This window comes from Neobacillus cucumis (assembly GCF_016908975.1).
Lineage (GTDB): Bacteria > Bacillota > Bacilli > Bacillales > Cytobacillaceae > Neobacillus > Neobacillus cucumis.
The window spans coordinates 20,081-32,653 of record NZ_JAFBEX010000029.1; the positions used below are offsets into that span (position 1 = coordinate 20,081).

10 protein-coding genes are annotated in these 12,573 nt (G+C 40.3%); all 10 read left to right on the plus strand.

Annotated elements, in window-relative coordinates; genetic code table 11:
• The first annotated feature begins 8 nt into the window (after positions 1 to 8).
• The 10 genes from glmU to JOC76_RS25660 all read left to right on the plus strand — a co-directional run bounded on the left by glmU (position 9) and on the right by JOC76_RS25660 (position 12,446).
• A complete protein-coding gene (glmU, locus tag JOC76_RS25615; protein ID WP_205181643.1) occupies positions 9 to 1,382 on the plus strand; it encodes a bifunctional UDP-N-acetylglucosamine diphosphorylase/glucosamine-1-phosphate N-acetyltransferase GlmU in 1,374 nt (457 codons plus the stop codon).
• Between the two features lie 25 nt (positions 1,383 to 1,407).
• A complete protein-coding gene (locus tag JOC76_RS25620) occupies positions 1,408 to 2,364 on the plus strand; it encodes a ribose-phosphate diphosphokinase (RefSeq protein WP_205181644.1) in 957 nt (318 codons plus the stop codon).
• A 233-nt stretch (positions 2,365 to 2,597) separates the two neighbouring features.
• Positions 2,598 to 3,236, plus strand: coding sequence for a 50S ribosomal protein L25/general stress protein Ctc (locus tag JOC76_RS25625; RefSeq protein WP_205181645.1), 639 nt, complete (start codon positions 2,598 to 2,600; stop codon positions 3,234 to 3,236).
• 130 nt (positions 3,237 to 3,366) lie between these two features.
• On the plus strand, positions 3,367 to 3,927 hold the full coding sequence (gene pth / locus JOC76_RS25630) for an aminoacyl-tRNA hydrolase (protein WP_205181646.1): 561 nt from the start codon (positions 3,367 to 3,369) through the stop codon (positions 3,925 to 3,927).
• 136 nt (positions 3,928 to 4,063) lie between these two features.
• The gene (gene fin, locus JOC76_RS25635) at positions 4,064 to 4,294 is read left to right on the plus strand and encodes an anti-sigma-F factor Fin (protein WP_205181647.1); all 231 of its coding nucleotides are present in this window, start codon (positions 4,064 to 4,066) and stop codon (positions 4,292 to 4,294) included.
• Between the two features lie 179 nt (positions 4,295 to 4,473).
• Positions 4,474 to 8,010: a transcription-repair coupling factor gene (gene mfd / locus JOC76_RS25640; protein WP_205181648.1), complete on the plus strand. Its 3,537-nt coding sequence runs from the start codon at positions 4,474 to 4,476 to the stop codon at positions 8,008 to 8,010.
• A gap of 195 nt (positions 8,011 to 8,205) precedes the next feature.
• On the plus strand, positions 8,206 to 8,742 hold the full coding sequence (gene spoVT / locus JOC76_RS25645; RefSeq protein WP_205181649.1) for a stage V sporulation protein T: 537 nt from the start codon (positions 8,206 to 8,208) through the stop codon (positions 8,740 to 8,742).
• Positions 8,743 to 9,059: 317 nt separating this feature from the next.
• Positions 9,060 to 10,685: a putative polysaccharide biosynthesis protein gene (locus tag JOC76_RS25650; protein ID WP_205181650.1), complete on the plus strand. Its 1,626-nt coding sequence runs from the start codon at positions 9,060 to 9,062 to the stop codon at positions 10,683 to 10,685.
• 1 nt (position 10,686) lies between these two features.
• A complete protein-coding gene (gene yabN / locus JOC76_RS25655; protein WP_205181651.1) occupies positions 10,687 to 12,156 on the plus strand; it encodes a bifunctional methyltransferase/pyrophosphohydrolase YabN in 1,470 nt (489 codons plus the stop codon).
• 17 nt (positions 12,157 to 12,173) lie between these two features.
• Entirely contained in the window at positions 12,174 to 12,446 is a 273-nt protein-coding gene (locus JOC76_RS25660) for an RNA-binding S4 domain-containing protein (RefSeq protein WP_205181652.1), read from the plus strand.
• The last annotated feature ends 127 nt before the right edge of the window (positions 12,447 to 12,573 follow it).

Consider the following 12,573-nt stretch of genomic DNA (forward strand, 5'->3'; position numbering starts at 1 on the left):
ACTTGAACATGCCTAATCGTTATGCTGTGATTTTAGCTGCAGGGCAAGGGACGCGGATGAAATCAAAGCTATATAAAGTATTACACCCAGTATGCGGAAAACCCATGGTACAACATGTAGTAGATCACATAAGTAAGCTTAATATTCAGGAAATCGTCACTATTATTGGACACGGAGCGGAAATGGTTCAAGCACAATTAGGTGATAAGAGTCTGTATGCTCTGCAAAATGAACAGCTAGGTACGGCACATGCTGTTATGCAGGCTCAAAAGATGCTTGAGGGAAAAGACGGCATTACCATTGTTGTATGTGGTGATACTCCATTAATTAAAGCTGAAACAATGGAAGCTCTTTTCAAACATCATGAAAATCTATCTGCAAAAGCTACGATTCTCACAGCTACAATAGATAATCCAACAGGTTACGGCAGAATTATTCGCTCAGCGGAAGGTCTAGTGGAGAAAATAGTTGAGCACAAAGATGCTTCTGAAGCAGAACGGAAAATAAATGAAATCAATACCGGCACTTATTGTTTTGATAACCAGGCATTATTTGAGGCCTTAAAAAGGGTTTCCAATGACAATGTTCAAGGGGAGTACTATTTACCAGATGTTATCGAGATTTTGAAGAAACAGGGTGAAGTGGTTACAGCCTATCAAACGGATGAATTTGAAGAAACACTTGGTGTAAATGATCGTGTAGCCTTAGCAGAAGCGGAACGGATTATGCGCTTGCGGATAAATGAAGCTCATATGCGTAATGGAGTAACCATTATTGACCCTGCAAATACATACATAGAGGCAGATGTCGAAATTGGGCAAGATACAGTTATTTACCCTGGCACTATGATTAAAGGTCAAACGACGATTGGTACAGAGTGTGTGATTGGACCTAACTCCGAGATTGATACATGTGAAGTCGGCAATGAAACGGTTATCCGTCAATCAGCGGCTTTTAACAGTTCAATTGGATCACATGTCAATATTGGCCCATTTGCGCACATTCGTCCTGATTCTACGATCTTAGATGATGTCAAAATAGGGAACTTTGTTGAAATTAAAAAGGCGGTATTTGGTAAGGGAAGTAAGGCATCTCATTTGAGCTATATTGGTGATGCAGAAGTTGGCAGTGATGTAAACATTGGCTGTGGTTCTATTACGGTTAATTACGATGGGAAAAATAAGTATTTAACGAAGATCGAAGATGGTGTATTTATTGGCTGCAATTCTAATTTAGTTGCCCCAGTAACAATTAAAAAAGGATCATATGTAGCTGCAGGTTCAACTATCACAAAGAATGTTCCTGAAGATGCTCTAGCGATAGCACGTGCAAAACAAATGAATAAAGAAGGTTATGTTCAGAAGCTTAATCTTAAGAAATAAAGCTATTTATAATTGGAGGGCAATCATGTCAAATCAATATTTAGATCCGAATTTAAAGGTATTTAGTTTAAACTCAAATAAGTCCTTGGCCGGAGAAATTGCCAAATTTATTGGAGTCGAACTTGGAAAATGCTCTGTAACAAGATTTAGTGACGGTGAGATTCAAATCAATATTGAGGAAAGTATCCGAGGCTGTGATGTCTATGTCATTCAATCAACTAGCCAGCCAGTTAATGACCATATCATGGAACTACTAATTATGATTGATGCTTTAAAGAGAGCTTCTGCTAAAACGATTAACATTGTTATGCCTTATTATGGTTATGCGCGTCAAGATCGTAAAGCACGTGCACGTGAGCCGATTACGGCTAAGTTAGTAGCAAACTTACTTGAAACGGCTGGAGCAACACGAGTAATCTGTCTTGATCTTCATGCACCACAAATTCAAGGCTTCTTTGAAATACCAACGGACCATCTGATGGGTGTACCGATTTTGGCAGAGTATTTTAAAAATCGCCAATTTAATGGTGATGTAGTCATTGTTTCCCCAGACCATGGCGGTGTAACACGGGCACGGAAATTGGCTGAACGTCTGAAGGCTCCAATTGCAATCATTGACAAACGCCGCCCTAGACCAAATGTAGCCGAAGTAATGAATATTGTTGGTAATATTGAAGGAAAGATTGCCATCCTGATCGATGACATTATTGATACAGCTGGTACCATTACCCTAGCAGCTAATGCTTTAGTGGAAAATGGAGCATCAGAAGTATACGCCTGCTGTACACACCCAGTATTGTCAGGACCTGCGATTGAAAGAATCCAAAATTCGAAAATAAAAGAATTAGTCATCACAAATTCAATTGAGCTGCCTGAAGAGAAAAATATTGATAAAATTGTTCACCTTTCTGTCGCTCCATTACTAGGTGAAGCGATTATCCGCGTTCACGAAGAAATGTCTGTAAGTACACTTTTTGATTAATCGAAAAGCGGAAGTGCCTTGATTAGGGGCGACAGGCATAAGACAAGCTGGCGAGAAGGCTGCTTTTTAGCCTTCTTGACGGATCGGCTGTAGACCTCTGAGCCCCTAGGCACTGGAGCTGGACAATTTTCAAAGTAGATCCAAATATAACTTTAATAATTTTTGTTTAGACCTTCCTTTTTTAGGGCATTTTTATAAAGACAGTGTTAAAAAATAGGAGGGTATCTAAACATATGAGTACTGTATTACAGGCAAAGGAGCGGACGGAACTTCGTCACTCCTCATTGAAACAACTCCGAAACGAGGGAAACATCCCAGCGGTCGTGTATGGGGCTAAAGTGGAAAGCAAACCAGTGTTTGTTAGTTCGGCAGACTTAACCAAAACCATCCGTTCTGTTGGCAGAAATGGTGTAATCTCTCTTGATGTCGATGGCAGCAAGCACGATGTGATTCTTTCTGATTATCAGCAGGATGCCATCAAAAATGAAATCGTTCATGTTGATTTTCTAGCAGTAGACAAGTCCTCAAAGATCAATGTGGAGGTTCGGCTTGTACTTGTTGGAGAGGCAATCGGAGTGAAGGATGGCGGTGTCTTACAGCAGCCAATCCATCAATTATCGATTACTTCTACACCAGATAATATTCCACAGCAAATTGAAGTGGATATTACAAACCTTCAAGTCGGTGAAACGGTCGTAGCAGGAGATATTCCTTCCGGTGGTGGCTTTACCATTAATCATGAGGATGATGAGGTGGTAGCTTCTATCTTACCTCCAAAAGTAGAAGAAGAAATTAATTCCGGTGAACAGCAGCAGGAAGGTCATCCTGACCATGAAGAAGGCAGAGAGACTGAGCCGGTTGGTGGAGAATAATAATGAGACGTAACCTATGAGGGTTACGTCTTTTAACGCATAATTAAGGAAATCATGTTATTATGGGAGAATGGGGATGTTCCGAAATATATTTAGAAGGATAACTAAACCGGAAGAGGTGAGAACACAGATGAAATTAATCGTTGGTTTAGGTAACCCTGGAAAACAATATGATCAAACCAGACATAATATTGGCTTTGAGGTCATTGACCTACTTTCTGACCAATTATCTATCCCGTTAAATCAGTCGAAATTTAAGGGGGTTTATGGGATTGGCCATCAAAATGGGGAAAAAGTATTACTATTAAAGCCATTGACTTATATGAACTTATCAGGGGAATCCATTAGAGCAGTGATGGATTATTATCAAATAGAGTTAGAGGATGTTATAGTGATTTATGATGACCTCGACTTGCCTGTTGGGAAAATAAGACTTCGCCAAAAAGGGAGCCCGGGCGGTCATAATGGCATAAAGTCCACTGTTGCCCATCTAGGGACGCAGGAGTTTAATCGGATTCGAATTGGAATTGATCGGCCAACTCCAGGAATGAACGTACCAGATTATGTCCTGGGACGTTTTCGACCGGAAGAAAGACCTTTTACTGAGGATGCAGTAAAGAGAAGTGCAGAGGCCTGTGCTGCTTGGCTAAAGAAGCCTTTTTTGCAAGTAATGAACGAATTTAATCAATAATTGTTCATGATACAAGGCGGATTTTCATACATTGAAGAATACAGTTTTACAAGGCACCTGCCGAAACCCTAGTTGAATAAGTTCCTTTTATTAGGTTAATACTAGTAGAGGAATCCTAGATTAGGGAGGGACAGGCATGGCTATTCATTATCATTGTCGACATTGTGGTACGAAACTTGGTACAATTGAACAAACATCGATACATTCTGAAACAATTGGCCTTCATAAATTAACGGACCAAGAAAGGCAAGAAATGGTTTCATATGAACCCTCTGGTGATATTCATATTACAGCCATCTGTGAGGATTGTCAGGAAGCATTGGAGCGAAACCCTGACTACCATCAATATGACTTTCTAATTCATTAAATATATTTTATTTAGATAATAGCTTCGCTAGTTGGATAGCAGCTAGCATGCGCCGCTAAAGGGGCGCTTTAGCTATTATACTCAGCTTTGGAAGCTCTCCAAAGCATTTTTCTGTTTAAAAATTTTCTTCTATAAATATTGTTTTAATATAATTATTTTTTAGGAAGGGAGGAGAAACCTTGAACGGTTTAACATCATTATTTTTAAAACAAGAGGACATTCACTCTGTTATTGCAGGTATTGAAGAAGGATTAAGGGAACAGCTGATTGCAGGGCTTTCCGGCTCATCACGCACAGTCTTAACGGCGGCTGTATATGAGCAAATGAATCGACCTATCATGCTTGTTACCCACAATCTATTACAAGCTCAAAAACTCTATGATGATTTAGTTAATCTAGTAAGTGAAAAGGAAGTCTTTCTTTTTCCAGCGAATGAATTAATAGCTGCCGAGCTTAGTATTGCAAGCCCGGAATTAAAAGCTCAACGGATAGAGGCATTAAACTACTGGAGCAGGAAAAGGAAAGGGATATTAATTGTTCCGATTGCCGGTTTAAAGAAAATTGTTCCTTCTCCATCATTATGGAGACAGTATCAGCTTTCATTAAAACTTGGAGAAGATATTGATATTGATAAAATGTTAACTACTTTGGTTAGCATGGGGTATATCCGCTCAGAAATGGTAACGACCCCAGGGGAGTTTAGTGTAAGGGGAGGTATCATTGATATTTATCCACTTACAGAACCTGATCCAATAAGGATCGAATTGTTTGACACCGAAATTGATTCCATTCGTTATTTCTCACTAGATGATCAGCGATCTAAAGAAAAGATAAAAGAGGTTTTAATTGGACCTGCGACGGAGATTCTCCTCGCTGCTGAGGATTATAGTCGAATGATCAGCAGGCTTGAAGAAGGATTAGCACTGTCCTTAAGAAAATTAAAAGATGACAAAGCGAAAATGCAGCTTAGTCAAAACATTAGCTATGAACTAGAACAGTTAAAAAATGGTCAAAAGCCAGACCAAATCTATAAATACTTATCCCTAGCCTACGACAGACCTAATAGTTTACTAGACTATCTGCCGAGTAATGGACTCGTATTTGTAGACGAAATTAGCAGAGTTCAAGAGATGAATGAGTCACTCATAAAGGAAGAGGCTGAATGGTATACAGGTCTCCTTGCAGAGGGAGAAATTATTCATGATTTACAAATTTCTCATGACCTGTCAGCCATGCTGCAAAGAAAAGAATTTCCGCTTCTTTATATGTCTTTATTTTTGCGCCATGTCGCCAATACGAGTCCGCAGAACATTATTAATATAACGTGTAAGCAAATGCAAAACTTCCATGGTCAGATGCACTTATTAAAAGCAGAAATCGACAGATGGAAAAAAGGAAACTATAGTATTGTATTTTTGGGTCCAGATGATGAACGGGTAAAGAAATTAGAACGAGTTTTAGAGGATTACGAGGTTAGTGCCAGTACGATAAAGGAAAATCAACAGCCATTACCGGGAAAAGTACAACTCATGAGAGGTAACCTTCATGCCGGTTTTGAACTTTCCATTCAAAAAATAGCCGTCATTACCGAGGAAGAATTATTTAATAAACGAGTCAAAAAATCGGCCAGCCGTCAGAAACTATCGAATGCTGAACGAATTAAGAGTTATTCTGAGTTAAAGATTGGCGACTATGTTGTCCATGTTAACCATGGAATTGGGAAGTACCTAGGAATTGAAACACTTGTTATTAATGGTATTCATAAAGATTACCTACATATCCGTTATCAAGGGTCAGATAAACTATATGTCCCGGTGGAACAAATTGATCTTGTTCAGAAGTATGTGGGGTCTGAGGGAAAAGAGCCGAAGGTTTATAAACTGGGCGGTAGTGATTGGAAGAAGGTTAAGAAGAAAGTTGAGTCATCTGTACAAGATATAGCTGACGATCTCATTAAACTCTATGCAGAGCGGGAAGCAGCAGTAGGGTATGCGTTCTCACCTGATGGCGACCTGCAACGTGAATTTGAGACTTCTTTCGCTTACCAAGAGACGGATGACCAAATCCGCTCTATCCATGAAATTAAGAAGGATATGGAAAGACCGCGGCCAATGGATCGCCTTCTATGCGGGGATGTTGGTTATGGTAAAACAGAAGTGGCTATTCGTGCGGCATTTAAAGCGATTGCAGATGGTAAACAAGTGGCCCTTTTAGTGCCAACCACGATTTTGGCACAGCAGCATTTTGAAACACTCAGAGAACGCTTTCAGGATTATCCAATTAATATTGGTTTACTTAGCCGGTTCCGAACTAAAAAACAGCAAACAGAAACAATTAAGGGCTTAAAAGCCGGTACTGTGGATATAGTTGTTGGAACCCATCGTTTACTATCAAAGGATATTGTGTATCGTGATTTAGGGCTCTTGATTGTCGATGAAGAACAAAGGTTCGGTGTTACCCATAAAGAAAAAATCAAGAAGCTTAAAACCAATGTCGATGTATTAACATTAACGGCAACACCAATCCCAAGGACACTCCATATGTCCATGCTTGGCGTGAGGGACTTATCGGTCATCGAAACACCGCCAGAAAACCGTTTTCCTGTGCAAACCTATGTCATGGAATACAATGGTTCATTGGTAAGAGAAGCAATTGAACGGGAGCTTGCCAGGGACGGACAAGTATTCTTTTTATATAACCGAGTGGAGGACATTGAACGGAAGGCTGAGGAAATTTCGATGCTTGTTCCTGATGCCCGTGTGACCTATGCCCATGGACAAATGACAGAAAATGAATTGGAATCAGTCATGCTTGGTTTCTTAGCTGGCGAATTTGATGTTCTCGTAAGTACTACGATTATCGAAACCGGTGTGGATATCCCGAATGTGAATACATTAATCGTTTTCGATGCAGACCGAATGGGTCTTTCCACGCTTTATCAGCTGCGCGGTCGGGTTGGCCGGTCCAATCGGGTTGCCTATGCTTATTTTACGTATCGGAAGGATAAAGTTCTTACAGAAGTTGCTGAAAAGCGCCTTCAAGCGATCAAAGAATTTACCGAATTAGGTTCAGGATTTAAAATTGCGATGCGAGATTTATCGATACGAGGAGCAGGGAATTTATTAGGTGCCCAGCAGCATGGCTTTATCGATTCCGTTGGATTTGACCTGTATTCGCAAATGCTGAAAGAAGCAATCGAAGAGCGCAAGGGCGACCTTACCGGTGAAGTGAAAAAGTCGGTTGAAATTGATTTGGAAATAGACGCCTATATTCCTGATACCTATATTAAGGATGGACACCAAAAGATTGAAATGTATAAGCGATTTAGAGGTGCCGAGAGTCTGGAGGAAATCGAAGAGCTACAATCAGAAATGATTGATCGGTTTGGAGAATATCCAGAAGAAGTTGATTACCTTTTCCAAATTGCCGAAATCAAGGTGTACGCCTTGTTAAATGGTGTTGAACAAATTAAACAGATAAAGCAAGAAGTCACCATCCTAATAAATGAACAAGTGACGAATAATATTGATGGTAGTAAAATCTTCCATATTGGCAGTCAGTTTGGCAGAAATGTGAACCCTGGAATGGAAGGCTCTATGTTGAAAATTATGATTAAGACAAAGGAGTACGACACAGCCCAGTGGCTTCATGTAGTAAGGGAAATGGTGAAAGGAATTCCATTGGCTAAAAAGGACCAAGGCAATCCGGTGAATTAATTTACCAATGCAAATTTAGGTTGTTCCATGTGCCCGCTAACATGTTCCATTCATGTGATATTTTTCTTGAATGTGAAAAAATATTATGTTTGTGAATAGAACTTGACAGATGAAAGATACTAAATTCAAAGCTGGTGATGATTAACATCATTACCAAGTTAGTAAAATCATCAGATGAAAGTGAGGCAACATTGGATGAAAGCAACTGGAATTGTTCGTCGAATCGATGATTTGGGTCGTGTTGTTATTCCTAAAGAAATACGCAGAACATTGCGTATTCGTGAAGGGGATCCGTTGGAGATTTTTGTGGATCGAGACGGAGAAGTCATTTTGAAAAAATATTCACCAATCAGCGAGTTAAGCGATTTTGCCAAAGAATATGCAGAAGCCCTATTTGATAGCCTCGGTAATCCTGTTTTAATTTGTGATAGAGATACGTATATTGCTGTTGCTGGTGGATCAAAAAAGGATTATTTAAATAAGAACATCAGCGAAATGGTTGAAAAAACGATGGAAGAACGAAACTCCGTTCTACATACCCAACAAGGTGAAATAGCGTTAATAGAAGGAAATAATGAAACGGTCTCATCGTACACCATTGGGCCAATCATTGCAAATGGTGATCCAATTGGTGGCGTGATTATCTTTTCGAAAGAAGGAACCCTTGGTGAAGTAGAACAAAAAGCAGTAGAAACTGCAGCAGGGTTCCTAGCAAGACAAATGGAATCATAGAAAAGCGGAAGCGCCTTGACCAGGGGCGACAGGCATAAGACGAGTTTTTTAGCCTTCTTGACGGATTGGCTGTAGACCTCTGAGCCCCTAGGCGCTGAAGCTAGACAATTATCAAGTTAAAATGTAAAGACAGCGGCTGCTGTCTTTTTTATGTGTCTGGCTCCAGCGCCTAGCCCCTCGAGGTCTTAAGCCACTCCCAAAATGAAGGCAAAAAGCGCCTTCTTTTTGGGAGCGTCTTAAGCTTGTCGGGGCTGACCAAGGCGCTTGAGCTTTTCTTATGCTATAATACCAAGCAGTATTAATAAGCAGGTGAAGTAATGCAAAAGTTGATTAACCAACCGAAAGCTGTATTGAATGGGGCCTTAATTTTAACCATTTCAGCGATTGTAACGAAAATCTTAAGTGCTTTTTACCGAATCCCGTTTCAAAACATTGTCGGTGATGTAGGTTTTTACATCTATCAGCAAGTATACCCGTTCTATGGAATGGCCGTGGTTTTGTCTACTACTGGCTTTCCAGTGGTTATTTCAAAGTTATATGCAGAACAGAAGGAAAGAGGAGACGATGTAAAACCGCGCTTGCTCCTACTTGCCTCCTATCTCTTTTTGCAAGTATTTGGGGTGATCTGTTTTTTTATACTTTATGTGGGAGCTGACGGAATTGCCGATTGGATGAATGATCCACATTTGGCCATGCTCCTAAGGGTTGTCGCATTCGTTTTTCTAGCCTTTCCATTCAGTTCTTTGTTAAGAGGATACTATCAGGCTGTGGGCGAAATGCTCCCAACTGCTTTATCGCAAGTCGGGGAACAGTCCATTAGGGTGTTGACGATTATCATCTTGTCCTCTCTTTTTATGGCGAAAGGCTATTCGCTGTATTTAGTTGGGAGCGGAGCCATGTTTGGTTCGATTACGGGAACTATCATTTCCGCTATCATCCTGTTTATGTTTTTATGGATTCGTAAAGAATGGAAAATAATCATGCCAAGTCAAGGAATGTTTAAACAACATATCAGAGAAGTTGGGTTAATCTGGAAGGCCCTTTTCTTTCAGGGATTGATGATTTGTATAAGTGGGATGCTGATGATCTTTATGCAGTTAGTGGATTCCTTGAATCTTTATTCGCTGCTTACCGCAGGAGGTATGAAGGCTGATTTAGCCAAAACACTAAAAGGGGTTTTTGACCGCGGCCAGCCATTAATTCAATTAGGGACTGTTGCGGCCACTTCGATGTCGTTAACCCTTGTACCGTTAATAACAAGAGCACGCATAGCAGCGAAACCAAGAGAGCTTCTTGACAAAATTCAATTAGCCATAAAAGTTAGTATCGCGGTGGGTGTGGGTGCTTCTGCAGGTCTCTGGGCGATTATTGAGCCAACTAACACGATGCTGTTTGAGAATAATTCTGGTTCATCTGTATTAGGTGTTTTAAGTTTTGTAATCCTTTTTACATCGATTATTTCAACTATTATTGCGATTATGCAGGGAATGGGTAAGGTTTTGTTTCCTGCCATAGCTGTCATGCTGGTTTTACCCATAAAATATTTATTAAATATGATGATGATTCCGGCTTTTGGAATCATGGGGGCTGCAATTTCCTCGCTTATTTCATTAGCTGCCGTTACACTAATATTAGCGATTAAATTTAAAAAAATGTCGGAAGGTCCTTTGTTAGTACCTGGATTTATAAAGACGATTTTAATGGCTACGATTGGAATGATTTTACTTTTAAAGGGCTATTTATACATAACAGATGATTTCTTTCATTACTTTGCAATCGGTCGGCTTGGGGCTGCCTTACAATCGATAAGTGCTGTTTTATGTGGAGGACTTCTCTTTTTATGGGTAATAATCCGCGGTGGAGTTTTTCTCGAGGAAGAGTTGGCGCTTTTTCCGCTTGGAAGCAAACTAATCCATCTATTAGCGCGAAAGGATAGGAGTTAACATGGTAAAACAAATTGAAGTTCTTGGGCTTGGTGCTGGTGACTTAGAACAACTGCCAGTTGGTGTTTATAAAAAAATAAAGCAGACAAACCGTCTTTTTTTGCGTACAAAAGAGCATCCTGTCGTCTCTGAGTTGGAAAACGAAGGCTTAACCTATGAATCGTTTGATGCTGTCTATGAAAAACATGATCGGTTTGATGCTGTTTATGAAGAAATTGCCCAAACCCTATTAAAAGAGGCACAAACTGAATCCATCATTTATGCTGTTCCTGGACACCCGCTTGTGGCGGAGCGGACCGTACAGCTTCTTTTAGAATATGGTCCTAAAGAGGGTATTCAGATAACAATTGGCGGAGGACAAAGCTTTTTGGATGCGATTTTTGCAGCCTTAAAGATTGACCCAGTTGAGGGGTTTCAGCTACTTGATGGCACGGATATCTCTGCAAGCCAATTGCAGCTGGGTCAGCATATTTTTATAAGCCAGGTATATGACCAATTTATCGCCTCAGAGGTTAAACTAACCTTAATGGAGAAATTACCGGATGATTATGAGGTTTATATTGTAACGGCAGCCGGAAGCAGTCAGGAATCAGTTGAAAAGGTCGCCTTATATGAATTGGACCGAAATGTATCCTTGAACAATTTAACATCTGTTTATGTTCCACCCGTCAAGGATGAACAAATCTTATTGAAAAATTTTACTAAGCTTCGTGAAATCATTGCGATTTTAAGAGGACCAAATGGATGCCCATGGGATAAAGAACAAACCCATGAAACATTAAAAAGGTATTTAATTGAAGAAACCTATGAAGTCATTGATGCAATTGACAGAGAAGATATTGACCATTTGGTTGAAGAGCTCGGAGATGTGTTGCTGCAGGTAATGCTTCATGCTCAAATTGGTGAGGATGATGGCTATTTTTCTATTGATGATGTAATCGAGGGTCTGTCAGAGAAAATGATTCGCAGGCACCCGCATGTGTTTGGAAATCAAACAGCAGATAATGCTGAGCAAGTGGTCCAGAACTGGCAGGAAATCAAGCAGCAAGAAAAAGGAGAGTTGTCGTCTGCCTCGTTATTAGAAGGCGTCTCGAAGTCACAGCCTAACTTGCTGCGGGCCTATGAGTTGCAAAAGAAGGCAGCAAAGGTTGGTTTTGATTGGAAGGAAATAACTCCGGCGCTGGATAAAGTGAAAGAGGAATTAGATGAATTTGTGACTGAACTTAATGGAACAGAGGAAGGCATGATCCTCGCTAAAAAGGAATTTGGTGATTTGCTGTTTGCCTTTGTGAATGTAGCGAGGTTTTTAAAGATTCATCCTGAAGAAGCCTTATTTGAAACGAATGAAAAGTTCATCCGCCGGTTTCAATATGTCGAAGATAGGGTAAAAGAAAGCGGTCGTTCCTTTGAGGAGCATACACTTGAACAGCTTGACCTGTATTGGGATAAAGCAAAGGAAAAGGGATTATAACTTAGGGGGAAAGGCAAATGCGTTTAGATAAGTTTTTAAAAGTGTCTAGAATCATTAAGAGAAGGACCTTGGCGAAGGAAGTATCAGATCAAGGCAGAATTGAGGTCAATGGAAAGGAAGCCAAGGCAAGCACCACTGTAAAAGTCGGTGATGAACTAAAAATCCGCCTTGGACAACGAGTCATAACTGCAAGAATCGATCGGATTCAGGAAACCTCACGCAAGGAAGAAGCAGCTGAGATGTATACCATCTTGAATGAAGAGAAGCTTGGCTCACAAGACCCTTTTTAAAAGAATAAGTATAGACTTTGACCTCGAGAATTGTCTAGCTCCAGGCGCCATCGGCTCGAGGTCACAAGTTTATCCAGTTGCGGCTCCTTGGGACTCAAGTCTTAAGCCACCCCCTGAAGAAGGCAAA